A 26,993-nucleotide genomic window follows, 5' to 3' on the forward strand; every position below is an offset into this window, starting at 1 on the left:
CTACGGGCATGACCGCGCCGCAGCCTGCTGAGACCACCCCCGAGCAGTACGTCCTCATCCTCTCGTGCCCGGACAGACAGGGCATCGTGCACGCCGTGTCGAGTTATCTCTTCATGACCGGCTGCAATATCGAGGACAGTCAGCAGTTCGGCGACCACGACACGGGTCTCTTCTTCATGCGCGTCCACTTCTCGGCGGACGCCCCGGTGACCGTGGAGAAGCTGCGGGCCAGCTTCGCCGCCGTCGGGGACTCGTTCCGGATGGACTGGCAGATCCACCGGTCGTCGGAGCGCATGCGGGTCGTGCTGATGGTCAGCAAGTTCGGCCACTGCCTCAACGATCTTCTCTTCCGCGCCGGCATCGGGGCGCTGCCGGTCGAGATCGCGGCCGTCGTCTCCAACCACACGGACTTCGCCGAGCTCGTCGCCTCGTACGGCATCCCGTTCCGGCACATCCCGGTCACCAAGGAGAACAAGCCGGAGGCGGAGGCGCAGCTGCTGGAGCTGGTGCGCGCGGAGAACGTCGAACTGGTCGTCCTCGCCCGCTACATGCAGGTTCTCTCGGACGACCTGTGCAAGCAGCTCAGTGGCCGGATCATCAACATCCACCACTCCTTCCTGCCGAGCTTCAAGGGCGCGAAGCCGTACCACCAGGCATACGCCCGCGGAGTGAAGCTGATCGGCGCGACGGCGCACTATGTGACCGCCGACCTCGACGAGGGGCCGATCATCGAGCAGGAGGTCGAGCGGGTCGGGCACGGTGTGACGCCGGACGGGCTGGTCGCAATCGGGCGCGATGTGGAGTGCCAGGCGCTGGCGCGCGCGGTGAAGTGGCACGCGGAGCGCCGCATCCTGCTCAACGGCCGCCGCACGGTGATCTTCGCGTAGCCCGCCGGGCGGTACGGCTCAGCGGCGGCTGCGGTACGGCTCAGAGTCGGCTGAGGGACGCCGCGGCGAACAGGACATCGCGGATCGCCTCGCGGTCGCCCTCCTGCCCGGCAGCCGCCTCTGCGGGTGACACATGGCCCGCGACCAGCTGGCAGAACTCGGCGCCGTCCAGCGCCACCTGTGCGACCGCGTGGTCGGGCGAGCCGAGCGCGGCCGGGGAGTCCAGCGCGATGTACCAGTTGCCGCCGCCCGAGCCCTCGATCTCCAGATGGAGCGAACGGCCCGGCGAACCGGCCGTCACCAGATGGCGGGCGGGCCCCGCGAGCCCGGCCCGGCGCCGTCCGGCGAGGGCGGCAGGGAGGAGCCGGGCCGCCAGGTCGATCATCCGGTGGAGATGGGCGGCGGACGGGGCCTCGTACGGATAGTCCACCGCGTTCGCGATGTCGCCGCCGTGCAGCCAGCACTCGAAGGCCCGGTCCAGCAGGGAGTCCTGCAGGGGAAGGGCGAAGTCCCCGTACGAGACGGAGAGTTCGGCGACCCCGCGGCCGGCGAAGGACACCGTGCGGATGAGGGCGTGGCTCTGGGCGCGCCAGGGCTCGCGGACGGCCCGGGTGGGCGGGCGCCGGGCGGCCGACCAGTACGCCTCGGTACGCGCGCCGGGGGAGAGCGGGACGCTGCCGCCCGGCGCGGAGTCGGTCCCGCCCCGTGTGCCGGCGCCGTCGCCGAGCGGATCGTCCAGGCCGAGGGCCGTGCTGACCAGCCCGTCGACGGTCATGAGATGGCCGATCACCCCGGCGACCGTCGTCTTCCGGTTGACCGCCCGCTCACGCTCGAACCACTTCAGCCGCACCGGCGCGTGCCACTCCGAGCCGCCGATGTCACGGAGCAGCGCGTCGAGCCGGGCGGTCTCCGCGTCGTACGGAGCGGCCCAGTCCGGCACCGGGATCTTGGCCGGGCGGCGGCTCAGACAGGCTTCGAGCACCCGGGAGCGCAGCATCGGGTCGAGGTCCAGGCTGCCGTCGGTGTGCAGCAGGCCGACCGCGTCGCGCAGCCGCAGCGCCTCGTCCGCACAGGCGGCGCACTCGGTGAGGTGCGCCTCGACGGCTTCGGTCTCCTCGATGGAACAGGCGGCGAGGGCCCACGCACCGAGGAGGGACTTGAGGACGCGGTGGGGGAGCACCAGGGCAGGCGGGGTCGCCAGGGCCGGCGGCGCCGGGGGTTCCGCGGGTGTCGTACGTCCCGTGGGCCCCGCCGGTGCAGCCGGTTCATCCGGGGGCTCCGATTCCGCCTCTGGCTCTGCATCCGGCTCCGGTGCCGTTTCCTGCGTGGGGTCCGTCTCCTGCGTGGGGTCCGTGCGCGGAGCAGGCAGCACTACGGCGTCGAGGTCGAAGTCGTCCGCGGCGGCCCGCGGTCCCGGTATGCGCCGTGCGCCCCGCACCTCGTCGTCGTGCCCGTTGCCGTCGCGTCCGTCCGCGTCGTTGTTCGCGCTCACAGGGCCCGTCCGTATCCGGGTGGCGAGGACCCTTCGAGCGGGCGGGTGTTGGCGGTGGAGAGCAGCTGCAGCCCGAGCCGCAGGCGACGGCGGGCCTCGTCCTCGGTCACCCCGAGGTCGGCCGCGGTCTGCCGGTAGTCCCTGCGCTGGATGTACGCGAGCTCCAGTGCGGCCCGCAGCGGCGCGGGCATGGAGGCGACGATGTAGTCGGCGCGGGCCGCGGCCGTGGCGCGCCGCACCCGTTCCTCCAGCTCCTCCCGGGCCACGGTGTCCTCCGCACCGGCGGCCTCGCTGCCGTCGTCGTCGGTCCCGTCGTCGTATCCCTGCGCGAACGGGGACGGTGCTGTCCCGCGCAGCCGCCGCACGGACTGGCGGTGGGTGAGCCGGGCCACCCAGGACCGCATCGAGCCCTGCTTGGGGTCGTACGCGTCGGGGTTCTCCCACACGTAACCGAAGACTTCGCGGGTCACCAGGTCGGCGGCCGACTCGTCGTCGAGCATCCGGTGGGCCTGGCTGTGCACGAGTGAGGCGAAACGGTCGTAGAGCTCGCCGAGGGCAGCCGCCTCGCCGCGTGCCAGCCGTTGCTGCATCTTGCGGTCCCAGCGGGGTGGTGTGTCTTTCGCCATAGGACCCCCAGCCCTGTACCCCTCGTCCCGTCGAATGTAGTCGGCCGTACTGACCATGCACGTCTCTTTGCGGCAAGTACGCCCCGGCGAACGCCCTGGATGGTAGGGAATGCGGCGTCGAGGGTGTGGGAATCGGACCTGAAGTGATCATTTCTGCCTGAAACCAGCTGTGTCTTCCTCGGCGGATCGGTGTTTCATGGGTGCGCGGTGGGGCAGCCGCGAGGAGGAACGGATACTTCCGGATCGCTGGGATCCCTGGAACGAGAGGCCGAGTCGCGTGACTCTGCAAGTGGCCGAGACCGAGCAGGGCCCATGGACCGTGCTGCGCGTACGCGGCGAACTGGATCTGGTGACGTCACCGGTCGTCCGCCAGCGCGTCCACGACGCGGTCGCCGTTGGACGCCACGATGTGGTGCTCGACCTCTCCGAGGTGCTGTTCTGCGATTCCAGCGGCGTCGGCGTACTGGTCGCCGCCCGCCGCCTGATGCGCTCCTGCGGAGGCCGGCTGCGGCTGATCCTGCCCGCCCGCGGCGCCGAGGAGGGCTCCCACGTCAACCGGGTGCTGGCCGCCCTCGGCGTGCGCCGGCTGTTCGAGGTCTACCCCGACCGGGACGCGGCCGTCGACGACGAGGCCGAGCCGCTCTCGGCCTGAAACGTATCCGCCACCCGGCGTTAAGACCAGGTTGTAACACCGGTGGCGCGCGTAAGTGACACGTGACGCCGTTCGGCGTCGTACGCTCCCCGCATGGACAGCGCAGAGTATGAGCGCAAGATCGCCTTCCGTTTCGCCGCCTTCGACCAGGACGGCAACGGATACATCGATCGCGCCGATTTCAATGCCGCCGCGGCCCGTCTGCTCGCCGAATTCGGCACGACGGCCCGCTGCGACAAGGGCCAGGCGCTCTACACCGGGGCCGAGGCCTTCTGGCAGGGCATGGCGGGCATCGCCGATGTCGACGGGGACCAGCGCGTCACCCGTGAGGAGTTCGTGGGAGGGGCGGTGAAACGGCTGCGTGACAACCCCGAGCGCTTCGCGGAGATCGCCCGCCCGTTCCTGCGCGCGGCGATCGCCGTGGCCGACAACGACGACAACGGCGCGGCCGCGGTGCCGGCCGTGGAGCGTGCGCTGAAGGTGCTCGGTGCGAGTGCCGAATCGGCGAGCCTGGCGGCGCGGAGTCTGGACACGGACCATGATGGCCGGATCGCCGAGGAGGACGCGGTGGCCGCGTTCGCCGTCTACTTCACAGTGATCGAACCGGACGCGTAGGACCTTTCCCTCGGATCGGTCCGTAGCGCGCCACTGACCGGGCCGGGTGCCGGCCTCCTCGCCGGGGCCGCACCCGGCCCCACCCCACCCTCACCGGCGCGGCCGGGGTGGAGGTGCGTCCCGGGGGTCCGCGGGGTGTGTGTCGGTCCGTGTATCAGGAGAACTGCTCGCGCAGCTTGTATTTGAGCACCTTGCGCAGCGTCTCATTGCGTGGCAGCGCGTCCACCACCTCCAGCTGCTCCGGCACCTTGTGCACCGCGAGCCCCTCCGTGCGCAGATACCCGGCGAGCTCCGCCAGCGTCAGCGTGCCGGCCCAGGCCGGCTGCTCGACGACCGCGCAGACGCGTTCCCCGCGTTCCCTGTCCGGCAGGCCGATCACGGCAGCGTCGGCCACGCCGGGGTGGCGGTGGAGGAGGTCCTCGATCTCCTTGGCGGAGATGTTCTCGCCCTTGCGGATGATGATGTCCTTGAGCCGGCGGGTGAGGACCAGATGGCCGCTCTCCTGGAGATGGCCGACATCGCCGGTGATGAGGAAGCCGTCCCCGTCGAAGGCGCCCCGGGTCGCGTCCGCGTCCAGGTAGCCCCGGCAGACGGCCTCCCCGCGCAGCCGTACCTCGCCGTCCGTGCCGTACGGCAGCGGCTTGCCGTCCTCGTCGGTGATCCGTATCTCCATGCCCTCGGGCGGCCGGCCCTCCGTCTCGGCGAGATGCTCCACCGTGTCGTCCGGGGCGCCCATGGTGATCATGGGGACCTCGGTCATGCCGTAGCCGTGGGTGAGCTGGACGCCCATCTCCCGTGCGACCGCGTGGTAGATCTCCGGCGGCTTCGGCGCCCCGCCGCCCGCCAGCAGCCGCAGAGTGGGGACCACCCTGGCCGTGGGGTCCTTGCGCTGTTCGGTCAGGAACATCGAGTAGAAAGCGGTCGAGCCACCCGCGACCGTCACCCCGTGGCGCCGGTAGACGTCCAGCGCGCCGGGCATGGCGAACTGCTCGAAGAGGACCGCCGGGAAGCCGTACAGCAGCAGCATCACGGTGTAGTCCGGCCCGGCGATATGGGCGAACGGGAATGCCATCGAGCCGATGTCGTCGGCCGACAGATGCAACGCGTGGGCCAGACACGAGCCGCCCGCGATCAGGCTGCGGTCGGTGTGCAGGACGCCCTTCGGGTCGGAGGTCGTCCCCGACGTCCAGTAGATCCAGCGCACCGCCGTGCCGTCGGCGGGCGGTGCGGGCAGCACCGCCGGGTCGGCGTCCGGCAGCTGCTCGTACGCCTCGAACATCAGCGGCGGACGGTCCAGCTCCGCGGCCAGCCGGTGCGCCATCGCCGTGTGGTCGAAGCCGCGCCAGGTGCCGGGCGCCGCGAAGAAACCGGCCTTCGACTCGCGCAGCGCGAACCCCACCTCGCGGTCCCGACAGAACGGGATGACGGGTGTCTGGACGGCCCCGATCCGGGTGAGGGCGAAAGACAGCAGCGCCGTTTCGAGGCGGGTCGGCAGCTGCCAGGCGACCACACTGCCGGGGCGCACCCCCAGCTCGTACAGCCCGGCGGCGACCCGCTCGCAGCGGTCGCGCAGCTCGCCGAAGGTGAGGGTGCGGTCGTCCTGGATGAGGACGGGGCGGTCCGGGGTCAGCGCGGCGCGGCGCTCGATGAGCTCCCAGAAGGTGGCCGATGTGCCCAGGGCGTGTGCGGTCTCGTTCACTGCGTTCCCCGCTCCCTTGTAGCTGACGGGTAGTCAGATCGTGCGGAGAGCGTAGAGCGCCGCGCCTTGTCGGTCCAGGGGTGCGGGGCTAGCCTGGGAGCCGAACTGAATCTGACGGGTCATCAGATACGTATCGGATGTGTGCCGGACACGCATCCGGCACGAGCCGTGTGCGCCGAAGGGGACACCATGACGGAACTGCCTCGGATCGTCAGCGTCGACGACCATGTGATCGAGCCGCCGCACCTCTTCTCGACCTGGCTGCCCGCCAAGTACCGCGACCGCGGCCCGCAGCCGCTCACCGCGGGCATCGGCGAGCTGGCGTACACGGGCGGCAAATACGTCATCACCATGGATCCGGACGGCCCGCCGACCGACTGGTGGATCTACGAGGACCTGAAGTTCCCGTACAAGCGGAACATCGCCGCCGTCGGCTTCGACCGCGACGACATGACGCTGGAGGGCATCACCCGCGCCGAGATGCGCCGGGGCTGCTGGGACCCGGTCGAACGGCTCAAGGACATGGACCTCAACCACGTCGAGGCGTCGCTCTGCTTTCCCACCTTCCCGCGCTTCTGCGGCCAGACCTTCGCCGAGGCGCACGACAAAGAGGTCGCGCTCGCCTGCGTGCGCGCCTACAACGACTGGATGGTGGAGGAGTGGTGCGGCGACAGCGGCGGCCGGCTGATCCCGCTCTGCATCATCCCGCTCTGGGACATCGGTCTGGCGGTCGCGGAGATCAAGCGCAACGCCGCGCGCGGGGTGCGGGCGGTGACCTTCTCCGAGATCCCCACCCATCTCGGGCTGCCGTCGATCCACACCGGCTACTGGGACCCGTTCTTCGCGATCTGCCAGGAGACCGGCACGGTCGTCAACATGCACATCGGGTCCAGCTCGCAGATGCCGGCCGCCTCGCCCGACGCCCCGCCCGCAGTACAGGCCTCGCTCTCCTTCAACAACGCGATGGCCTCGATGATGGACTTCTTGTTCAGCGGGGTGCTGGTGAAGTACCCGCGGCTGAAGCTCGCCTACAGCGAGGGCCAGATGGGGTGGATCCCGTACGCCCTGGAGCGCGCCGACGACGTGTGGGAGGAGCACCGGGCGTGGGGCGGGGTGCGTGATCTGATCCCCGAACCGCCCTCGACGTACTACTACCGGCAGATGTTCTGCTGCTTCTTCCGCGACAAGCACGGTGTCGCGTCGCTCGATGTGGTCGGGCGGGACAACGCGACGTTCGAGACCGACTACCCGCACGTCGACTCGACCTTCCCGCACACGAAGGAGGTCGCCCTCGACCACGTCAAGGGGCTGGACGACGAGACCGTCTACAAACTGATGCGCGGTAACGCGATCCGGATGCTCGGCCTGGACCTCGACCGGGACCTCGGAAAGTGACGGAACTGTCGTACACGCCCGAGGAGGAGGAGTTCCGGGCGCGGCTGCGGGAGTGGCTCGGCGAAGTGCTGCCCGGACTGCCCGCGAAGCCCCGCCCCGACGACTGGCCGGGGCGGCGGGCCTACGACACCGCCTGGCAGCGGATGCTGTACGACGCCGGGTACGCGGGCCTGCACTGGCCCGTCGACGCGGGCGGGCGGGGCGCCACCCCCACACAGCACCTGATCTTCCTGGAGGAGACGGAGCGGGCCGGGGCGCCGTATGTCGGCGCGAACTTCGTCGGGCTGCTGCACGCCGGGCCGACGATCGCCACCGAGGGCACAGCCGGGCAGCGGGCCCGCTGGCTGCCGCCGGTCCTGCGCGGCGACGAGATCTGGTGCCAGGGGTTCAGCGAACCGGAAGCGGGCTCCGACCTGGCCTCGCTGCGGACCCGGGCGGTCCGCGACGGCGACCACTACGTGGTCAGCGGCCAGAAGATCTGGACCTCGCACGCGGAGGTCGCCGACTGGTGCGAGCTGCTCGTGCGCACGGATCCGGTCGCGCCGAAGCACCGCGGGATCAGCTGGCTCGCGATGCGGATGGACGCCCCCGGCGTCACCGTCCGCCCCCTGCGCACGCTCGCCGGGTCCACCGAATTCGCCGAGATGTTCCTCGACGAGGTGCGGGTGCCGGTCTCCCACCGGGTCGGCGCGGAGAACGACGGCTGGCGGGTCACCATGGTCACCCTCTCCTTCGAACGCGGTACGGCGTTCGTCGGCGAGGTCGTCGCCTGCCGTCGCACCCTGGCCGCCCTGGCCGCAGAGGCCCGGGCGAACGGCCGCTGGGACGACCCCGTGCTGCGCAGGACGCTCGGCAGACTGAACGCCGAATTCCGGGCGCTGTGGCGGCTCACCCAGTGGAACGTCAGCGAGGCGCAGCGGGCCGGGGGCGGCGGCGTGCCCGGCACCGGCGGCTCGGTCTTCAAGCTGCGCTATTCGCAGGCCCGCCAGGAGCTGTACGACACGGCGGCCGAGGTGCTCGGCGCGGACGGGGCCGATCTGGACCGGGAGTGGGTCCTGGACCGGCTGACCTCGCTCTCGTACACGATCGCCGCGGGCACCTCGCAGATCCAGCAGAACATCGTCGCCGAGCGGATCCTCGGCCTGCCGAAGGGGCGCTGAGCGGACTGTGGACTTCCAGCTTTCGGACGACCAGCGGGCCCTGCGGGCAGGGATACGGGAGCTGCTCGCAGGGCGCTTCGACCGGGACCGGATGCGGGCGGCGCTCGACGCGGGCACGGACGTCGACCGGGGGGTGTGGGGAGAGCTGGGCGCGGCCGGGTTCTTCGCGCTGCGACTGCCGGAGGCGGAGGGCGGGGTGGGGCTCGGGCTGTCCGAGTCCGTCCTGCTGTTCGAGGAGGCGGGGCGGGTGCTGCTGCCCGGACCGCTGGCGGCCACGCAGCTCGCCGCCGGTGCGGTGAAGGGGGCGGCGGAGGGCGGGGCGGTGGTGGCCGTGCTGGACGAGGGCCGGCCGGTGGCCCACCTGGGCGCGGCGGACGCGCTGGTCGCCCTGGTGGGAGGGGTGGTGCGGGTGCTGGAGGGGGCTGAGCTGCGCGCGCTCGTACGGGGCGCCGCCCGCCCCGTACGGTCACTCGACCCGCTCACGCCGCTGCACCGTGTGACGGCCCCGGCCCCGGCCGCGCTCGGGGACCCCCTGTCCGGGGCAGGAGCCGATGCGGTGCGGTTCCGGCGCGAAGGCGCCCTGCTGGCCGCCGCCCAGCAGCTCGGCAGCGCCGCCCGCACCACCGAGATGGCTGTCCAGCACGCCCGTGGACGCGAGCAGTTCGGCTCGCCGATCGGCTCCTTCCAGGCGGTCAAACATCTGTGCGCCCAGATGCTGGTGCGTGCCGAGCTGGCCCGTACCGCGGTGTACGCGGCGGCCGTGACCGCGGACCCGGTCGAGATCGCGGGCGCCAAGCTGCTCGCCGACGAGGCGGCCGTCCGCAATGCGCGGGACTGTCTCCAGGTGCACGGCGGCATGGGCTTCACCTGGGAGGCGGACGTGCATCTGCACCTCAAGCGGGCGTGGCTGCGGGCCGGGCAGTGGTTCACGGCGGCCGAGGCCGAGGAGACGCTTGCGGCCGATCTGTGCTGAGCGCGCGGCGGACCGAGGGCTGGGTGGGGACGAGACCGGATTGATGGGTGCCGAGTGCACGCATGTGACCCTGGAGTCCCCTGAGGTTCACGCTACGGAGTTACGCAGTGCAGTCGGTAAGTGCCGATACCGGCTTGTGTCCTTTGCGTGATTCGTCACGGGCCGCAGTTGCCGTCGGCTCGGGTACGCTCCGTTGGATGCGAGTGGTTGTGGAACCGGGCGATCCGGGTGTTGCCCGTGGGGCGACTCCGGTCCGGACGAGGTGCCTTGCTCGTGTTCCCGTCAGAAGCGCCGGGCCTGCCCGGGGGACGATTCCCGTGCCCTCTGTGTGCTTCTGTTCGACTCCCCGCAACGTGCGTCGCACAGTATGCACCACGCGTACTCCTTCGCGCTGGAATATGCCCGAAGCGCTTGTTGCGGTGACTGTACGTCAACCATGCTGTCTCGTAAGGGAATCACGTTCCGTGACCCTGAGGAGGCGCGAGGCGATGTGTCCGCCGGTTCGGATGGTGTGAGCGGTGCAGGTGCTTCAGGTTCAGTTGGAGGTCGGGCCGGATCCCGCAGAGGTCGGGCGGGCCCGTAGATGGGCGCGGTCGAGACTGGTCGGGTCCGGGATAAGAGACGACGAGCCGCTGGCCGAGACGCTCATCCTGCTGATCTCGGAGCTGGTCACCAACGCGGTGGTCCACACCGGCTGTCCGGCCGTGCTGCGCATGCTGTTCGGCGCGGCCGAAACGGCGGGGGCGGCCGGGACCGTACGGGTCGAGGTGGCCGACACCAGCTGCCGCCCGCCGCAGCAGCGGCACGCGGCGGGCGAGGACACCGGAGGCCGGGGCCTGGAGCTGGTCGACGGCCTCGCCGACCGCTGGGGCTGGCAGCCGGAAGGCGCCGGCAAGTCGATCTGGTGCGAGGTGGACCGGGGGGCACCGGTGGTGCAGGTCCAGATGCAGGCGGGGGCGCACGGGGCGGGCGTGTACGAGCCGTCGCCCACCGTCGTCACCCATTCCGCATAGGGGTCAGAGGACGGCGCACGGGGCGACCGGGGTGCCGGTGGCGCCGACGAACGGTTCCGGCATCGCGGAGAGCAGAAAGCCGTAGCGCTTCGCCTCCGCACAGGCGGTGGACAGCCCCTCCAGATTCCAGTTCTGGCCCTGCAGCATGCCCATCTCGACCAGGTCCAGCGCATGCACGCCCAGCCACAGATCCTCGATCTCCGCCGGGAAGATCTCGAAGGTCAGCGTGTCATTGGCGACCGCGGCGACATCGCGCGCATGGAACCACTCGGGCGTCCGGATCGACAGACCGGGTGACGGATAGGCGTACGCATGCTTGTCGCCCGCCAGATAGACCTGGATCTGCCCGGTCCGTACGAGCACGATGTCACCGGCCCGGACCCGGATCCCGCCGAATGCCTCGGCCGCGTCCAGGTCCTCCGGGGTGACGGCATGGTCGCCGGGCAGCCGGTCCACGCCGTGGGCGCGCGCCACGTCCAGCAGCACGCCGCGTGAGACGAGGTGTGGGGGTGCGGCGATGGAGCTGAACCGTGCGCCGCCGTGCGCGGTGATCGTGGCTGCGGGGCGGCCGTTGTAGATCTTCCCGGAGTGCGAGGCGTGCGTGAGCGCGTCCCAGTGGGTGGCCGCCTGCAGGCCGAGTGTCACGGCGTCGTCGCTGGTCGCGACCGTGCCGGGGCCGAAGATCTCCTGATTGATCTGGACCATGGCGTGCAGCGGATTGACCCGCCCCGGAATCAGCCCGCTCTGCACGCCGTCCTGCTGGAGGGGGAGCGCGAGAGGGATCCGCTGCCCGGTGCGGACGGTCGCCGCCGCCTCCCGTGCCACCGCGTCGGTGATCAGATTGAGCGTCCCGATCTCGTCGTCCGCGCCCCAGCGCCCCCAGTTGTTCACGCGCTCGGCGATCTCGTGGAACTCGGCCGGCAGTGGCATGGGGACCTCCTGGAATCGATGGGCCGCCGGTCTTGTGCTGACGGAGCCGACTACCCGTAAAATCTAACGGTCCGTCAGAAACCGTGGGAAGGGGCCGGGCATGGGGAACTTCTTGGCAGGCAAAGTGGTGGCCGTGACCGGTGCCGGCCGTGGCATCGGGCGCGCGGTCGCACTGGCCGCGGCGGCACAGGGGGCCCGGGTCGTCGTCAACGACTACGGCGTCTCCATCGAGGGCGGCGAACCGAGCAGCGAGATAGCCGAGTCCGTCGTCAAGGAGATCGAGGCGGCGGGCGGCGAAGCCGTCGCGGTCGCCGACGACATCTCCACCATGGCGGGCGGACAGCGGATCGTGGACACGGCGCTGGCGCGGTTCGGGCGGATCGACGGGGTCGTGTGCGTGGCCGGGATCCTGCGCGAACGGATGCTCTTCAACATGTCCGAGGAGGAGTGGGACCCCGTCGTCGCCACCCACCTGAAGGGCACCTTCACCGTCTTCCGGGCGGCCTCGGCGGTCATGCGGAAGCAGGCGGGCGGCGGCACGCTGATCGGCTTCACCAGCGGCAACCATCAGGGCAGCGTCGCCCAGGCCAACTACAGCGCCGCGAAGGGCGGGATCATCTCGCTGGTCCGGAGCGCTGCGCTCGGCCTGCACAAGTACGGCGTCACGGCGAACGCGGTCGCCCCGGTGGCCCGGACCCGGATGTCCGCGAACGTCCCGATGGAACTGAAGGAGATCGGCGAGCCGGAGGACGTGGCCGCACTCGTGGTCTACCTGCTGAGCGAACGGGCCCGCGAGGAGAAGATCACCGGCCAGGTCTACACGATCGCCGGCCCGAAGATCGCGGTCTGGGCCCAGCCGAGGGAGCTGCGGGCGGGGTACGCGGAAGGGGCCTGGACACCGGAGAGGATCGCCGACTTCCTGCCGGGGACGGTGGGGGTGGATCCGATGCCGATGCTGGCGCAGCTGGAGGCGATGGCGGCTGCGGCCGCGGCGAAGGCGAGGCCCAACGCCTGACCTCCCACCGGGATTCCGCCCCGGACCCCGCGCCTCGACCTCCCCCATGGCCTCAAGGACCCCGAACCCAAGGAGTGACATGGACTTCGCGTTCGACGCGGTGGACGACTCCTTCCGCCAGGAGGCCCGGTCCTGGCTGGAGGCCCACCTCACGCAGCCCTGCGCCACCGAGGGCGGCCGGGCCTGGGAACAGGAGCTGGGCCGCGCCGGCTGGATCGGCCTCGGCTGGGACACCGGGGCAGCCGGCTACGGAAACCGGCACGCCACCCTCACCCAGCAGGTCGCCTGGGCGGAGGAGTACGCCCGCACCACCGCTCCCGCCCGCGTCGGCCACATCGGTGAGAATCTCCTCGCCCCCACCCTCCTCGCGTACGGAACCGATACGCAGAAGCAGCGCTTCCTCCCCGCCATCGCCCGCGGCGAAGAACTCTGGTGCCAGGGCTACAGCGAACCCGGCGCCGGATCCGACCTCGCCGGGGTGCGGACCACCGCCGTGCCGGACGGCACCGGCCGGTACACCGTGACCGGCCAGAAGATCTGGACCTCGCTCGCCCGGGACGCCGACTGGTGCTTCGTCCTCGCCCGCACCACCCCCGGCTCGCAGCGCCACCACGGACTGTCGTTCCTGCTGGTGCCGATGGACCAGCCGGGCCGTGTCGAGGTGCGCCCGATCCGCCAGATGTCCGGGACGAGCGAGTTCAACGAGGTCTTCTTCGACGGCGCGCTCGCCGAGGAGGTGGTCGGCGGCGAGGGCAACGGCTGGACCGTCGCCATGGGGCTGCTCGCCCTGGAGCGCGGCGTCTCCACCCTCGTCCAGCAGTTCGGCTTCGCCGCCGAGCTGGACCGCGTGGTCCGCGCCGCCGTCGCCGGCGGCGCGGTCACCGACCCCGTCCTGCGCGAACGGCTCGTCCGGCAGTGGGCCGAGCTCAAGACCATGCGCTGGAACGCCCTGCGCACCCTGGGCGGTTCCGGCGACGCGGGCACCCCGAGCGTCGCCAAGCTGCTCTGGGGCGGCTGGCACCAACGCCTCGGCGAGCTCGCTGTGGAGATCAGGGGCGCCGCCGGAGCCGTGGGCCCGGACGACTGGTCGCCCACCACACCGTACGAACTCGACGAGGGACAGCGCCTGTTCCTGTTCACCCGGTCCGACACCATCTACGGCGGCTCGGACGAGATCCAGCGGAACATCATCGCCGAGCGGGTGCTCGGCCTACCGAGGGAGCCGAGATGAGAGGCGTCGTCTTCGACGGCAAGCGGACCGAGGTCGTCGACGACCTGGAGATACGCGACCCGGGCCCCGGTGAGGTGCTCGTCGCGCTGGCCGCCGCCGGCCTGTGCCACAGCGATCTGTCGGTCGTGGACGGGACCATTCCGTTCCCGCTGCCGGTGGTGCTCGGGCACGAGGGCGCGGGCGTGGTGGAGGCGGTCGGCGCGGGCGTCACGCATGTCGTGCCCGGCGACCATGTCTCGCTGTCCACGCTGGCCAGCTGCGGCGCGTGCGCCCAGTGCGACCGGGGGAGGCCGACGATGTGCCGCAAGGCGATCGGGATGCCCGGACAGCCGTTCTCGCGGGGCGGCAAGCCGCTGTACCAGTTCGCCTCCAACTCCGCCTTCGCCGAACGGACCCTCGTCAAGGCCGTGCAGGCGGTGAAGATCCCCGCCGACATCCCGCTGACGTCGGCCGCCCTGATCGGCTGCGGTGTGCTGACGGGAGTCGGAGCCGTGCTCAACCGGGCGAAGGTCGACCGCGGCGACACGGTCGTCGTGATCGGCACCGGCGGCATCGGGCTCAATGTGATCCAGGGCGCGCGGATCGCGGGTGCGCTGACGATCGTCGCGGTGGACGCCAACCCGGCGAAGGAGGCGGTGGCACGGCAGTTCGGCGCGACGCACTTCCTGCCGTCGGCGGAGGGCGTGCGCGAGATCCTGCCGACCGGCGCCGACCACGCCTTCGAGTGCGTGGGCCGCACGGAACTGATCCGGCAGGCGATCGACCTCCTGGACCGGCACGGCCAGGCGATCCTGCTGGGTGTCCCGGCGGCGACGGCGGAGGCGTCGTTCCTGGTCTCGTCGATGTACCTGGACAAGTCGATCCTGGGCTGCCGGTACGGCTCCTCGCGCCCGCAGCGCGACATCGCGCTCTACGCGGACCTGTACCGGGACGGCCGGCTGCTCCTCGACGAGCTGGTGACGGAGACGTACCCGGTGGAGGACTTCGCGAAGGCGGCGGACGACGCGCACCACGGGCGGGTGGCGCGCGGCGTGCTGGTGTTCTAGCTCCCCGGGCGTCGCATCCGCATCCGCGCCCTCATCGGCCCCCCGCCCCCGCGCGGAACGTCCGCCGGTACATCGTCGGTGACACACTCAGCGCCGCCTGGATGTGCTGGCGCAGCGACGTCGCCGTCCCGAACCCCGCGTCCCGTGCCACCTGGTCGACCGACAGGTCCGTGGACTCCAGCAGTCCCCGTGCCCGCTCCACCCGCTGCTGGGTCAGCCACTGCCCGGGGCTGATCCCGACCTCCTCACGGAACCGGCGCGTGAACGTCCGTACGCTCATCGACTCCTGCTGCGCCATGTCGCGCAGCAGGATCGGCCGGTCGAGCCGCCCGAGCGCCCAGGCCCGCGCGCGCGTCGTGGTTGCGAACTGTGCCTCGGGGACGGGGCGTTGGATGTACTGCGCCTGCCCGCCGTCGCGGTGCGGCGGCACGACCGCGCGGCGGGCGACGTCATTGGCGACGGCCGTGCCGTGGTCGCGGCGCACGATGTGCAGGCAGAGGTCGATCCCGGCGGCGACCCCGGCGGACGTGAGGACGTCCCCGTCGTCGATGAACAGGACGTCGGGGTCGACCCGGACCTGCGGGAACAGCTGCCGGAAGTGGTCGGCGTGCGACCAGTGCGTGGTGGCGGGACGTCCGTCGAGGCGCCCGGCGGCGGCAAGCACGTAACTGCCCGTGCAGATCGAGACGAGCCGGGTGCCGGGCCTGATGTACGCGAGCGCGGCGGCCAGCGCGTCCGTCAGCCTGCCTTCCTCGTAGACGGGGCCGAGTTCGTAGGAGGAGGGGATGACGACCGTGTCGGCGGTGGCCAGCGCCTCGGGGCCGCGCTCGACGGTGATGGTGAAGTCCGCGTCGGTGGTGACCGGTCCCGGTGGGCGGACGGAACAGGTCACGACTTCGTACAGCTTCCGGCCCCGGTCACCGGGCTCGGAACCGTGCGCCAGGCCGAAGATCCTTTGTGGGATGCCCAGTTCGAAAGGGAGCAGCCCGTCGAGGGCCAGGACGACGACTCGATGCCGCATGGCGGACTCCCTTTCACCCCTAGTGGTATAGACCTTAAACTGATACATGTCACTGCTGTGAAGGAAAAGTCAGCAGAGCACGAGTGCATTCCCGGCGTGATCCGCGAGAGCGCCCCATCCCCTTCGTCCTCCCCCGGCCCTACGGCTTCCTTGCCGCCCCTGGCTGCGCGACGGGACGGTGAGCGACCGGGAAGCGAGCTCTGGAACCGTAACTTCCGGCTCTTCTTCATCGCCCGTACCGCCGCACTCTTCGGCGACGGCATGATCCCGGTGGCGCTCACCGCGGGTCTGCTGGGGGCCGGCCGGCCGCACTCCTCCGTGGGCTTCGCGCTGGCCGCCTGGATGGGGCCGCTGGCGCTCTTCGTGCTCTTCGGCGGTGTACTGGCGGATCGGTTCACCCCGCGCCGGATGATGATCATCGCCGACGCGCTGCGGCTGGTCGGGGCCTCCGCGCTGGCCATCTCCTTCGCCACCGGCAACCCGCCGCTGTGGGCGGTGTACGCACTGAGTTCGGTGGCCGGCGTCGGCGCCGCGCTCTTCCAGCCGGGTGTCGCATCGACCGTGCCCCGGGTGTCGCTGGACGTGCAGCGCGGCAACGCGGTGCTCCGGGTCTCCGAGGCGCTGATGACCATGGCCGGTCCCGCCTTCGCGGGGCTGCTGGTCGGGCTGGCGAGCGCCGGCGCGGTGTACGCCGCGAACGCGTCGACGTTCGCGGTCTCCGGCGTCTGCCTCTTTCTGCTGCGGCTCGCCCCGATGCCGTCGGACGAGGCGTCACGCGGCACATTCGTCGCCGAACTGGTGGATGGCTGGCGGGAGTTCAGGGCGCGCAGCTGGCTGTGGGGGGTGATCGCGATCTGGACGGTGTACGGCTTCACCGTGATGGGCCCGATGCTCCCGCTGACTGCGGTCGAGGTCACCGAGACGCACGGCTCGGGGACGTACGGCGTGATGATGGCGGTGAACGGCGCGGGCAGCGTGGTCGGCGGCCTGCTGGCTCTGCGGCTGAGACCGCGCCGCCCGCTCGCGGCGGGCGCGATCGCCCTGACCGGGGTGTGCGTGAACCTGGTGGTGCTGGGTCTCGGGATGCGGGTATTCGCGCTGGGGGCCGGACAGTTCGTCGCGGGCGCGGTGTTCGCGTTCTGGCTGGTGATGTGGTCGACGACGGTCCAGACGCATGTCCCGCCGGAGGCGTTGAACCGGCTCCACGCCTACGACGTGGCGGGCTCCCTGCTGATGCTGGCGGCGGGCCGCGCGCTGGCAGGACCGGTCGCGGACGCGGTGGGCGCTTCGGAAGTGCTGCTGGCCGGAGCAGTGATCAACGCGTTGGTGGTGGGGGTGCTGCTGGCGGCCCGCCCGATCCGCCGCCTGGAGCGGATCGGGTGAGCCGGGCAGCAGCAGGGGGGCGGGAACGGCCCGGGCCGTGCACCGCGTGTCGGACGCCCGGACGGCTCCAGGACCGGGCCGGGCCCACGACCGTCAGCGCTTCTGCCGGTCCCGCTCCTCGGACTTCTGCATCTCGATGACCTGAAAGACATGCGCACTGGTCTGCCTGTGCACACTGCCGCCGACGAGCAGCGCGGAGCCGAGGACGGACAGCGGCCCGGCGGCCGCCAGGACGGTGAGCTGCCTGGGCAGCTCCGACACCACCGCGCACTGCATGGTGACGCGGTAGCAGTACGCGTCCGCCTGATCCACCAGCAGGAACGCCAGCCAGATCCACAGCCCGACGGCGATGAGAAGCAGCCCGGCGCCCCATGCCTGCATCAGTGCGGAACGGTGATGGAACTGCTGACGCGCGACCCATTGCATGAGATTCCCCGGTTCGATCGGCTCGTCCGTCTCATCCGGCCGGGTGAGCGTACGCCCCGGCCGACGGATGATCGTACGCCTTCCCTGTGGCCCGATCCCTGCGAACGATGACCCTCGGGCCACTCGTGAGAACAGGCCCCGGGATCTGATGCTGGGTGACGTGACCCAGACAACCGGTAGCACCGCCGCAGGTCCCGCGCAGGACGACGACCGCCCGGCCGCCCCCACGCCGTCCCGCGGACGCTCCCGTCTGCGCGTGCACCGTGCCTGGATCGTTGCCGTCGTCACGTTCGTGACGATCATCGGCGGCGCCGCGTTCAACTCCCTGCCCGGCCTCCTCATCGACCCGCTGCACACGGAGTTCGGCTGGTCGCGCGGGGAGATCGGGCTGGCTGTCTCGATCGACATGGCGCTGTACGGACTGACCGCGCCGTTCGCCGCCGCGCTGATGGACCGGTTCGGCATCCGCCGGGTCGTCGTCGTGGCCCTGTCCACGGTCGCGGTGGGGGCCCTGGCCAGTGTCTGGATGACGGCCTCCTGGCAGCTGATGATCTACTGGGGGCTGCTCGTCGGGCTCGGCACCGGCTCGATGGCGCTGGCCTTCTCGGCAACGGTCACCAACCGCTGGTTCGTCGCCAGGCGCGGCCTGGTCACCGGCATCCTCACCGCGGCCGGCGCCTCCGGCCAGCTGATCTTCCTGCCGCTGTGCGCCTGGATCGTCGAGGAGCACGGCTGGCGCCCGGCCTCGGTAACCGTCGCACTGGCCGCGCTCGCCGTCGTACCGTTCGTCTGGCTCCTGATGCGCGACCATCCGGCCGATGTGGGCCTGGCCCCGTACGGTGGCGCGTACGTCGAGAAGCCGGCGCCCGCCCGGGGAGCGGCGGCCCGTACCGTGCGCGTCCTGTTCGACGCCGCCCGCACCGGGCCGTTCTGGCTGCTCGCGGGCACGTTCGCGATCTGCGGCGCCTCGACCAACGGCCTGATCCGTACGCACTTCGTGCCGTCGGCCCACGACCACGGCATGCCCATCACGGCAGCCGCCTCGCTGCTCGCCGTCATCGGGGTCTTCGACATCATCGGCACGGTCTTCTCCGGCTGGCTCACCGACCGTTTCGACGCCCGCCGACTCCTCGCCGTCTACTACGCGTTGCGCGGCATCTCGCTGCTCTTCCTGCCGATACTGATGGCGCCGACGGTGCACCCGCCGATGGTCTTCTTCATCGTGTTCTACGGCCTGGACTGGGTGGCCACGGTCCCGCCGACGCTGGCCCTGTGCCGCGAGCAGTACGGCGACGACAGTGCGATCGTCTTCGGCTGGGTTCTCGCCTCCCACCAGGTGGGCGCGGCGCTGGTGGCGTTCCTGGGCGGTGTGGCGCGCGATGTGTCCGGCTCGTACGACATGGTCTGGTACGCGTCGGGGGCGCTGTGCGCGACGGCGGCGCTGATGGCGCTGGTGATCCGGCGGCAGACGCAGACCCCGGATCCGGTGGTGCTGACCGGCAGCGGCTGAGGCGGTCGCCGACCCGTGCGCGAAGATGCGGACGGGAGGGGATACGCATGCTGATTCCGGAGAAAGAGAGCGCGGCCGGCGCGACGCCGCTGCCGGAGCTGTGGGCCGGAACGGGGCGGCGGAGGACAGCGGGAAGGGCCACTGTTCCGGGCGCGGAACGTGGAGGTACGAGCCCGGTTCGTCCACCACCTGGGACCAGCGTGTGCGGCTGGACATCGACGGCTGTTCCTACGGCGCCGACGCCCCCGAGGAGGGCTGGCGGATCAGCGGCACACCGACCGTCCGAAGCTCAGCCGGGAGTACGGCGACGTCGACGCACCGCACTGGTACACGCTCACCCGCTGAAGCGCCCGAACGCCCCCCGGTGGAACAGCAACGGACCGACCCCGTCCGCCGCTCCCAGCGCCTCCACCCGCCCGACCACGATCAGATGGTCGCCGCCCGTGTGGACGGCCTGGATACGGCAGTCGACCCAGGCCGGTACGGAGTCCAGCAGCGGCGACCCGGTCGCGGGAGCGGCCTCGTACGCCACCCCGGCGAACTTGTCGGCCCCGCTCACGGCGAACCCCCGGCACAACGCGCCCTGCTCCGCGCCCAGGATGTTGACGCAGAATGCCCCGGCGCGGGCGATGCGCGGCCAGGTCGTCGAGGTACGGGCGACCATGAACGTGACCAGCGGCGGGTCGAGGGAGAGCGATGCGAACGACTGGCAGGCGAACCCCGCAGGGCTGTCCGGGGCGTCCGGGTCGTGGGCGGTGACGACGGTGACGCCGGTCGCGAAGTGGCCGAGCACGCGCCGGAATTCGACCGGATCGACGGGCAGCCGCTCGTCGTCGGCGACGGCCCGCAGATCGGGGCGCGGCAGCGGATCGACCGGCGCCGGGCCGGCGGTTGTGGCGGCGCCGACGGACCTGAGGTACCGGACGGCGGTGGCGGCCATGCCTGCGTGTCCCATCACATCTCCCATTTAAATTGACGGTACGTCAGATATGAAGTGCCGGGTGCGGAACGTCACAGCCCCCGGTACTTCGGCGTGCGGCGCTCCACGAAGCTCGCCACGCCCTCGCCCGCGTCCCGCGTCGTCATGTTGATCTCCTGGGCCATCGCCTCGGCGGCGAACGCCGTTGCGCGGTCGGCGTCCAGAGATGCGTTGACGAGCTGTTTGGTGAGGGCGAGGGCGCGGGTCGGGCCGTCCGCAAGGCGTTGGGACCATGCGCGGGCCGTTGCCGTCAACTCCTCGGCCGGGACGACCCGGTTGACCAGGCCCAGGCGTTCCGCCTCCGTCGCGGGGAGCGCGTCGCCGAAGAACATGAGCTCCTTTGCGCGCTGCGGCCCGATCAGGCGGGGCAGCAGGTACGCGCCGCCGCCGTCCGGGACGAGGCCGCGGCGCACGAACACCTCGATGAACTTCGCCGTGTCGGCGGCCAGCACCAGGTCGCAGGCGAACGCCAGATGCGCGCCGATGCCGGCCGCCGTGCCGTTGACGGCGGCGATCACCGGCTTCTCGCAGTCCAGGACCGCCGCGATGAGGCGTTGCGCGCCGAGCCGGATGGTGCGGGCCACGTCGCCGGGGACGCGGTCGCCCGTGGACGGGGCGCCGCGCAGGTCGGCGCCCGCACAGAAGCCGCGGCCGGTGGCGGTCAGGACGACGGCCCGGACCGTCGGGTCGGCGGAGGCTTCGGCGAGGAGGGCGATGAGGCGTTCCCGCTGGTCCCAGGTGACGGCGTTCATCGCTTCGGGGCGGTTGAGAGTGATCCATGAGACGCCGTGGTCAGTGGCGTGGAGTACCCATGAGTCGAGCGGGTCGGCGGACCCTGTGGTGTCTTCGGGGGAGGACGGCATGAGGCAGCTCCTTGCCAGGTGGCGTGGGCGGTCAGCGGCAGACGGCGAGCGCGTCCAGTGCCACCGCGCCCTGCCCGCGCCCCAGCACCATCAGCGGGTTGATGTCCAGCTCGGCGAGGTCGTCGCCCAGTTCCAGTGCCATCCGCTGGACGCGCAGCACCACCTCGACGAGGGCGTCGACATCCACCGGCGGTCCGCCGCGTACGCCCTCCAGCAGGGCCCGGCCGCGCAGTTCGCCGAGCATCGCCCGCGCCTGGTCCTCGCCGAACGGCGGCACCCGCACCGCCGCGTCGTGCAGCACCTCTACGAGGACGCCACCGAGCCCGACCGTCACCGTCGGCCCGAACAGGGCGTCGTGCGTGACGCCGACCATCATTTCGACGCCCCGCTCGACCATCTGGCAGACCAGGACGCCGTCCAGCTCGATGCCCTCGTAGCGGGCGATGTCGGTCAGTTCGCGGTACGCGTCGCGGACTTGGCTGGCGGAAGTGAGCCCGACCTTGACCAGGCCGAGCTCCGTCTTGTGGGCCAGCCGTGCGCCGGACGCCTTCATGACGACCGGGTAGCCGACCAGGCCCGCCGCCCGGACGGCCGCCGCCGCGCTGCTGACCAGCTGCTCGCGCGGGACGCGGATGCCGTACGCCCGCAGAAGCAGCTTCGCCGCGTGCTCGCTCAGCTGGTGGCCCGGGCGCATCAGGGCCTGCGCCTTGCGGAACGAGGGCGACGGCGTGCGCGGCGCCTCGTCGAAGGGCGAGCGGTACGAGGCGGCGAACCGGTGATGGTCCAGATAGGCCTTCACGGCGGTGATGCAGTTGCCGAACGTGCGGAAGGTGGCGACGCGCGACGAGCCGAGCAGCGTCGTGCGGTACGCGTCCTCCGTACCGACCGGCGACCCCCACACCACGCACACCAGCTTGTCCGTGGTCTCCGCCGCGTCCACCAGGTCCTGGGCGAGCCTGTCGCTCATCGGGGGGAACGGGCCGGTGATCGGGCAGATCAGCACCCCGACGCCCGGGTCGGCGAGGATCGCATCGATGATCTTCCGGCCGCGCCAGTCTCCGACCGGATGCCCGCCGTTGTCGACCGGGTTCGACACGTTCAGATAGCCGGGAATCCACTCGTGCAGCTCGCGCTGCTTCTCCTCGGACAGGGTGGGGAGCTGCAGCCCCGCTCCGGTCGCCAGGTCCGAGAAGTGCGCGCCTGTGCCGCCCGAGATCGAATACACGACGACCCCGTCGGCCTGCGGCTTGCGCGCGCGGGCCAGCAGGGCCGCGGTGTCCTGCAGCTCGTCGAGCCCGTCCACCCGGATCACGCCGAACTGCCGCATCGCCGCGTCCACCACCTGGTCGGCGCCCGTCAGCTTGCCGGTGTGGGACGCGGCCGTCCTGGCCCCTGTCTCCGTACGCCCCACCTTGACCGCCACGACCGGAACCCCGGCCCGTGCCGCCCGGTCTGCGGCGAGCAGAAAGGAACGCCCGTCCTTGAGCCCTTCCACGTAGCAGGCGATGGCCCCGACCTCGGGGCGCTGCGAGAAGTACGAGATGAAATCGGCGGTCTCCAGGTCGGCCTCGTTGCCCGTGGGCGCCCAGTGCGAGAGCCGTACGCCCAGCTCCTGGAGGGTGTAGACGGGGCGGCCCTGGTGGCCGGACTGGGTGATCAGGGCGATCGCCGGCCCGTCGAGGTCGTCCCGGAACGCCTCGAACGCGTTGAGGTTGGTGTTCGGCCCGAGCAGCCGCAGCCCCGACCGCTCCACCGCGGCCGCCAGCCGTGCCTGGGCGGCGGCGCCCTCCTCGCCGGTCTCGGCGAACCCGGAGGCGAAGGCGACCGCGAACTTCACCTTGGCCTGCCCGAGTTCCTCGATCACCGGGAGCGGGTCGGCGACCAGCAGCACCGCCAGATCGACCTGCTCCGGCAGGTCCGCGACGGAAGGAGCGCAGGGACGGCCGAAGACGGACTCCCGTGTGGGGTGGACCGGGTGCAGGCGCGCCCCGACCCGCTCGGCCCAGGCGATGAGCTGCCGGGTGATGCCGGTACGGGGCCGGCCCTCGGCGTCGGACGCCCCGATGACGGCGACGGACTCGGGCCGGAAGAACCGGTCCAGGTCGGGCACGGGTGCGTGCAGCGGGCGACCGCCGACGTCGAGATCGCCTTCCGCGGCGGCGGCCGTCATGCTGTGGACGGCGGCGTGCGGCTCCTCGCCGCAGGCCACCACCCGGGCGCGGAAGTGTGTGGTGAGGGTGCCGTGAGTCGATCCAAGCATCGTTCCGCCCACTCCTGCTAGAGGTCCGTCCGGGCTTCGGGGCGCCCGTATCCAATTAGCTGACGCCATGTCAGGTTACTGAACTGACGCTCCGTCAGGAATGGGTGGGAAGGCAAAGGCTCGATGGACCCGGGCCGGGATTCCCTGCCCCTTCGCGCGCCCCGCGCCCCGCGGCCCGGGGAATTCCTGACGCGTCGGAGTCCGGATCGCACAGCCGCCCCACGGAAACCTCTCCCCATTTGCCGCAGTCATGACATACGCTGCGCGTGCGGCCGCGCCCTTCACGTTGTCTTCACCTTCTTCACATGACGATGTGCGGGTGTCGCGCGGCCCGACTCGTCACCCGGCCGACCAAACCGGGTTTCTCCCTGGGGGTATGTATCAACGTGCGCATGCGCACCGTGGCGACCGCACTCGCGGTCCTCTTCAGTTCGACGGTCATGGCCGTCGGTACCGCAGGACCGGCGGCGGCCGACTCCGCCGGCGCCCTGCCGATCTCCTCGTACGGCGACATCGCCGTGGACGGCGTCCACAAGCGGGTGTACATCAGCGACCCGACCGGCAACAAGGTCGTCGTCACCGACTACACGGGCCGGGTCGTGGCGAACGTCCCGAATCTCTCCGGCGTGCGGGATCTGGCGATCTCGCCCGACTCCGGATTCGTCTACGCGGCCCTCCCGGGCGCCGACGCCGTCGTGGCCATCGAGACGGCCGGCTCGACCGCGGCCGCCCGGTACAGCACCGGCGAGCACACCGCCCCGCAGACCCTGGCGGTGGCGGGCGGACGGGTCTGGTTCGCGTACGGGCAGGAGCCCTCGCGCAGCCTGGGCTCGTTCGACCCCGCGCAGGACACCCCCGAGATCACGCTCGGCCGGCTCCCCGGCAGTGCGTGGACCGACGCCCCCGAGCTGGAGTCCGCCGGGAACACCCTGGTGCTCGGATTCCACGGCACCTGGTCGGGTCTCGCCGTGTACGACGTGTCCACCGGTGCCCCCGTCCTGCGCAAGGAGGGGACGCAGGACGATGCCCGCAGCGACATGGCGGACTTCGCGCTCAGTGCCGACGGCACGCAGATCGTCACCACCTCGGGCACCTCCTCCTACGAGGCGAGCGCGATCAACGCCGGTGACCTGACCCGCACCGGCGGCTACCCGATCGACGCGTACGGCCCCGACTCCGCCGCGATCGCACCGGACGGCACGGTCGCCCTGGCCGCCAACAGCCCGTACGACAAGGACGTCTTCGTCTTCAAGCCCGGTGCGACTCAGCCGTTCCGCACCTACACGTACGGCGCGTCCACGTCCGGCGGCGACATCATCGCCGCCCAGGGGCTGAGCTGGGCGCCGGACGGCAGCCGGCTGTTCGCCATCGCCCGGGGGCAGGGCAGAACCTATCTCCGCGTCCTCGACGACGCCGCCCGCTACCCGGTGACGGCGACCGTCTCCGCTCCCGCCCGGGCGACCCGCGGCAAGCAGCTCAGCGCCACCGGCAGGCTGACCTCCGACCAGCCGTTCCCGGCGGACGCGAAGGTCACGGTCGTCCGTACCGACCTCGACAGCCCGAAGGGCACGTCGCTCGGTACGAGAACGGTCGCCGCGAACGGCGCGTTCTCGTTCACGGACACCCCGCCCGCGGGCGGCGATGTCACCTACACCGCGCAGTACGCAGGCGACGCCACGCATGTGCCGGTGTCGGCCAAGGCCACGGTCGCCGTCTCCCGGGCCACGCCCTCGCTGACGCTGGACCACAACGGCGCGCTGTACTCCTACGGCACCGACGTCTCGTTCACCGCACACCTCGGCACGACGTACAAGAACCGTACGGTCGAGATCTGGGCCGACCCCTTCGGCGCGGACAAGCCGAAGAAGCTGGTGAAGAGGGGCACGGTCAACTCCAAGGGCAATCTGTCCGCCACCGTGGACATGGCCCGTGACACCACCGTCACCGCCGTCTTCGCGGGCGACGCCCGCTATGCGCCGAAGACCGCGAAGTCCGTCGCGTACGCCAAGGTCAAGGTCTCCACCTCGGTGGCCAAGCACTACAGGACGGCGAAGATCGGCTCCACGTCGTACGCGTACTTCCACAAGAAGACCGACCCGGTCTTCACCACGACCATGACGTACTACAAGGGCCGCGCCCAGCAGGTGAGCCTGGAGATCTACTACCAGGGCAAGTGGAACGACGCGGGCTCGGGCTACTTCGCGCTCGACACCAGCGGCAAGTCCACCGTGACCCTCGGCGGCACGCACCCGACCGGCTACCGGATGCGCCTGCGCTCCTCGTACGTCAACGGCTCCTCCGGCGACACCGTGAACTCCACCACCCACGGCGCCTGGAAGTACTTCATCTTCACCAAGTAGAACCCGGCAGCGGCGAGAAGGGCCTCCACGGCCGTGGAGGCCCTTCTCCCTGTACGGACTACCAGGTCGGCGGGCACGGCCTCGGGGATGACCGCGGCCGGGTTCTTCATCCGTGCTTCCATGGTGCCGCTCCGCCGGATCTTCGGGGTCTGTGGCGACACCCGCTCGTTCTCGTCCTTCGCAGCAATGGCGGAGCGCGTCGCGGGGATGTGACAGGCGGCCGGGAGAAGTTCCGGTCAGGGGCGGAGGCGGCCGGCGTCCCTCGCCAGTGTCCTGGCGATCTTCCGGGCGTCCAGGGCCATTTCGCGGAACATACCGCTGATCGGATTGGTGAACCCCGTGAAGTAGAGCCCGGGTGCCTGCTTCGGTGTGCGGCTGCCGTGCACCACCGGTCGTCCGCGTGCGTCCAGTACGTCGAGGTGCCCGATCAGCGGTTCCAGGGCCCGTTGGTAGCCGGTCGCCGCGATGACCGCGTCCGGCGTGATCCGGGTCCCGTCCGCCAGCACGACCGCGTCCTTGTCGAACGAGTCGACCGTTGCCACCGGCACCACCCGGCCGTCCCGCACCGCGTCGATCAGCCCCACGTCCTGGACCGGGATGGCGCCTTCCCTGACCCGTGAGTAGAGGCCCGTGTCCGGGCGCGGCAGGCCCTGTTCGGCGAGGTCGGGCACGGCGACCTTGGCCATCAGCCGGCCGGCCCGGTCGACCAGCCGCACCGGCAGTCTGCGGACCAGGATGCCGGTCGCCTGAGCGGGCCAGCCCGCCGTCGAGCGGCGCACGATGTGCGGAACGGTGCGTACCGCGATCCGTACCCGGGAAGCGCCGCCCTCCACCAGGTCCACGGCGATCTCCGCGCCGGTGTTGCCGATCCCGACGACGAGGACGTCCTTGCCCGCGTACGGACCGGGGCTGCGGTAGTCGCGGGCGTGCACCAGCTCACCGGTGAAGGTGTCGCGGCCCGCCCAGTCCGGGATGCGCGGGGTGTGGTTGTAGCCGGTGGCCACGACGACGGCCCGCCCGGTCAGCGCCCGGCCGCCGCTCGCGGTCAGCTGCCACCCGCTGCCGTCCGCCGCCCGGTCGATACGGGTCACCTCGACGCCCGTCACCACCTCCAGCTGATGGTGCTCGGCATACTTCTCCAGGTAGCGCACCACATGGTCGCGGGACACCCAGCGTCCGAACCGGCGCGGGATCGCGAGCCCCGGCAGCGCGGACCAGCGGCGGGTGGTGTGCAGGTGCAGCCGGTCGTAGTGGCCGCGCCAGGACGCGCCGACGTTTCCGGACTTCTCCAGCACGACCGCCCGTACCCCTTGCTCGTGCAGGGCTGCCGCGGCGGCGAGACCGCCCGGGCCGCCGCCGATGACGTAGACGGGCCGGTGCTCCGTGATGTCGGTGGGCGCGGGGGCGGGCGCGGGCATGGGGCTACTGCCGGAGGTGGAGGTGCTGTTGGGCATGCA

General features: G+C 71.4%; 24 protein-coding genes. 14 read left to right on the plus strand and 10 right to left on the minus strand.

The annotated features are described in order from the left end of the window. Positions 1-8 precede the first annotated feature (8 nt). Positions 9-887: a formyltetrahydrofolate deformylase gene (purU, locus tag ABZV38_RS16425; protein ID WP_356327548.1), complete on the plus strand. Its 879-nt coding sequence runs from the start codon at positions 9-11 to the stop codon at positions 885-887. 40 nt (positions 888-927) lie between these two features. Here the strand turns inward: purU and ABZV38_RS16430 are convergent, their stop codons facing one another. After that, positions 928-2,379: a maleylpyruvate isomerase N-terminal domain-containing protein gene (locus ABZV38_RS16430; RefSeq protein ID WP_356327550.1), complete on the minus strand. Its 1,452-nt coding sequence runs from the start codon at positions 2,377-2,379 to the stop codon at positions 928-930. Continuing rightward, positions 2,376-3,005, minus strand: coding sequence for a sigma-70 family RNA polymerase sigma factor (locus ABZV38_RS16435; RefSeq protein ID WP_356327552.1), 630 nt, complete (start codon positions 3,003-3,005; stop codon positions 2,376-2,378). The genes ABZV38_RS16430 and ABZV38_RS16435 overlap by 4 nt, the downstream gene beginning before the upstream one ends. Before the next feature lie 277 nt (positions 3,006-3,282). Here ABZV38_RS16435 and ABZV38_RS16440 point away from each other — a divergent pair, with 277 nt between their 5' ends. Both ABZV38_RS16440 and ABZV38_RS16445 read left to right on the plus strand, forming a co-directional pair. Next, positions 3,283-3,657, plus strand: coding sequence for an STAS domain-containing protein (locus ABZV38_RS16440; RefSeq protein WP_356327554.1), 375 nt, complete (start codon positions 3,283-3,285; stop codon positions 3,655-3,657). 93 nt (positions 3,658-3,750) lie between these two features. Next, the gene (locus tag ABZV38_RS16445) at positions 3,751-4,272 is read left to right on the plus strand and encodes an EF-hand domain-containing protein (RefSeq protein WP_356327556.1); all 522 of its coding nucleotides are present in this window, start codon (positions 3,751-3,753) and stop codon (positions 4,270-4,272) included. Positions 4,273-4,426: 154 nt separating this feature from the next. Here ABZV38_RS16445 and ABZV38_RS16450 read toward each other — a convergent pair whose 3' ends face one another. Then, positions 4,427-5,971 carry an AMP-binding protein gene (locus ABZV38_RS16450; protein WP_356327558.1) on the minus strand — a complete coding sequence of 515 codons (1,545 nt, stop codon included), beginning with the start codon at positions 5,969-5,971 and terminating at the stop codon, positions 4,427-4,429. 189 nt (positions 5,972-6,160) lie between these two features. On the opposite strand from ABZV38_RS16450, the gene ABZV38_RS16455 reads away from it, so the two are divergent. From ABZV38_RS16455 to ABZV38_RS16470, 4 genes are all read left to right on the plus strand, one after another. Continuing rightward, on the plus strand, positions 6,161-7,366 hold the full coding sequence (locus tag ABZV38_RS16455) for an amidohydrolase family protein (protein ID WP_356327560.1): 1,206 nt from the start codon (positions 6,161-6,163) through the stop codon (positions 7,364-7,366). Continuing rightward, positions 7,363-8,526 carry an acyl-CoA dehydrogenase gene (locus ABZV38_RS16460; protein ID WP_356327562.1) on the plus strand — a complete coding sequence of 388 codons (1,164 nt, stop codon included), beginning with the start codon at positions 7,363-7,365 and terminating at the stop codon, positions 8,524-8,526. The genes ABZV38_RS16455 and ABZV38_RS16460 overlap by 4 nt, the downstream gene beginning before the upstream one ends. A 7-nt stretch (positions 8,527-8,533) precedes the next feature. Then, positions 8,534-9,499, plus strand: a complete 966-nt coding sequence (locus tag ABZV38_RS16465) for an acyl-CoA dehydrogenase family protein (protein WP_356327563.1) — start codon at positions 8,534-8,536, stop codon at positions 9,497-9,499. Positions 9,500-10,017: 518 nt separating this feature from the next. Beyond that, positions 10,018-10,512: an ATP-binding protein gene (locus tag ABZV38_RS16470; protein WP_356327565.1), complete on the plus strand. Its 495-nt coding sequence runs from the start codon at positions 10,018-10,020 to the stop codon at positions 10,510-10,512. A 3-nt stretch (positions 10,513-10,515) separates the two neighbouring features. Here the strand turns inward: ABZV38_RS16470 and ABZV38_RS16475 are convergent, their stop codons facing one another. Next, positions 10,516-11,442 carry a cyclase family protein gene (locus ABZV38_RS16475; protein ID WP_356327567.1) on the minus strand — a complete coding sequence of 309 codons (927 nt, stop codon included), beginning with the start codon at positions 11,440-11,442 and terminating at the stop codon, positions 10,516-10,518. A gap of 100 nt (positions 11,443-11,542) precedes the next feature. On the opposite strand from ABZV38_RS16475, the gene ABZV38_RS16480 reads away from it, so the two are divergent. From ABZV38_RS16480 to ABZV38_RS16490, 3 genes are all read left to right on the plus strand, one after another. Then, positions 11,543-12,457 carry an SDR family oxidoreductase gene (locus tag ABZV38_RS16480; protein WP_356327569.1) on the plus strand — a complete coding sequence of 305 codons (915 nt, stop codon included), beginning with the start codon at positions 11,543-11,545 and terminating at the stop codon, positions 12,455-12,457. Positions 12,458-12,536: 79 nt separating this feature from the next. Continuing rightward, on the plus strand, positions 12,537-13,688 hold the full coding sequence (locus ABZV38_RS16485) for an acyl-CoA dehydrogenase family protein (RefSeq protein ID WP_356327571.1): 1,152 nt from the start codon (positions 12,537-12,539) through the stop codon (positions 13,686-13,688). Beyond that, positions 13,685-14,734: a Zn-dependent alcohol dehydrogenase gene (locus ABZV38_RS16490; RefSeq protein ID WP_356327573.1), complete on the plus strand. Its 1,050-nt coding sequence runs from the start codon at positions 13,685-13,687 to the stop codon at positions 14,732-14,734. The genes ABZV38_RS16485 and ABZV38_RS16490 overlap by 4 nt, the downstream gene beginning before the upstream one ends. A 31-nt stretch (positions 14,735-14,765) precedes the next feature. Here the strand turns inward: ABZV38_RS16490 and ABZV38_RS16495 are convergent, their stop codons facing one another. Continuing rightward, entirely contained in the window at positions 14,766-15,755 is a 990-nt protein-coding gene (locus ABZV38_RS16495) for a helix-turn-helix domain-containing protein (RefSeq protein WP_356327575.1), read from the minus strand. A gap of 150 nt (positions 15,756-15,905) precedes the next feature. Between ABZV38_RS16495 and ABZV38_RS16500 the strand changes: the two genes are divergently transcribed. After that, positions 15,906-17,138: an MFS transporter gene (locus tag ABZV38_RS16500; RefSeq protein ID WP_356327577.1), complete on the plus strand. Its 1,233-nt coding sequence runs from the start codon at positions 15,906-15,908 to the stop codon at positions 17,136-17,138. A gap of 93 nt (positions 17,139-17,231) precedes the next feature. Here the strand turns inward: ABZV38_RS16500 and ABZV38_RS16505 are convergent, their stop codons facing one another. Then, positions 17,232-17,564 (minus strand): hypothetical protein, encoded by a 333-nt coding sequence (locus ABZV38_RS16505; protein ID WP_356327579.1) that lies wholly within the window; start codon positions 17,562-17,564, stop codon positions 17,232-17,234. Positions 17,565-17,712: 148 nt separating this feature from the next. Between ABZV38_RS16505 and ABZV38_RS16510 the strand changes: the two genes are divergently transcribed. After that, positions 17,713-19,074 (plus strand): MFS transporter, encoded by a 1,362-nt coding sequence (locus tag ABZV38_RS16510; protein WP_356327581.1) that lies wholly within the window; start codon positions 17,713-17,715, stop codon positions 19,072-19,074. A gap of 334 nt (positions 19,075-19,408) precedes the next feature. Here the strand turns inward: ABZV38_RS16510 and ABZV38_RS16515 are convergent, their stop codons facing one another. The 3 genes from ABZV38_RS16515 to ABZV38_RS16525 all read right to left on the minus strand — a co-directional run bounded on the left by ABZV38_RS16515 (position 19,409) and on the right by ABZV38_RS16525 (position 23,176). Continuing rightward, positions 19,409-20,014, minus strand: a complete 606-nt coding sequence (locus tag ABZV38_RS16515; RefSeq protein WP_356327647.1) for a flavin reductase family protein — start codon at positions 20,012-20,014, stop codon at positions 19,409-19,411. 71 nt (positions 20,015-20,085) lie between these two features. Next, a complete protein-coding gene (locus ABZV38_RS16520; protein WP_356327582.1) occupies positions 20,086-20,916 on the minus strand; it encodes an enoyl-CoA hydratase-related protein in 831 nt (276 codons plus the stop codon). Between the two features lie 31 nt (positions 20,917-20,947). Then, on the minus strand, positions 20,948-23,176 hold the full coding sequence (locus ABZV38_RS16525; protein ID WP_356327584.1) for an acetate--CoA ligase family protein: 2,229 nt from the start codon (positions 23,174-23,176) through the stop codon (positions 20,948-20,950). A 392-nt stretch (positions 23,177-23,568) separates the two neighbouring features. Between ABZV38_RS16525 and ABZV38_RS16530 the strand changes: the two genes are divergently transcribed. Together ABZV38_RS16530 and ABZV38_RS16535 are read left to right on the plus strand one after the other, a co-directional pair. Beyond that, positions 23,569-25,536 carry an Ig-like domain repeat protein gene (locus ABZV38_RS16530; protein ID WP_356327585.1) on the plus strand — a complete coding sequence of 656 codons (1,968 nt, stop codon included), beginning with the start codon at positions 23,569-23,571 and terminating at the stop codon, positions 25,534-25,536. Between the two features lie 87 nt (positions 25,537-25,623). After that, positions 25,624-25,749, plus strand: a complete 126-nt coding sequence (locus tag ABZV38_RS16535; protein ID WP_356327587.1) for a hypothetical protein — start codon at positions 25,624-25,626, stop codon at positions 25,747-25,749. 23 nt (positions 25,750-25,772) lie between these two features. Here the strand turns inward: ABZV38_RS16535 and ABZV38_RS16540 are convergent, their stop codons facing one another. Beyond that, on the minus strand, positions 25,773-26,990 hold the full coding sequence (locus ABZV38_RS16540; RefSeq protein WP_356327589.1) for an NAD(P)/FAD-dependent oxidoreductase: 1,218 nt from the start codon (positions 26,988-26,990) through the stop codon (positions 25,773-25,775). Between the last annotated feature and the right edge of the window lie 3 nt (positions 26,991-26,993).

The sequence above is a fragment of the Streptomyces sp. NPDC005181 genome, assembly GCF_040608395.1.
Taxonomy (GTDB): domain Bacteria; phylum Actinomycetota; class Actinomycetes; order Streptomycetales; family Streptomycetaceae; genus Streptomyces.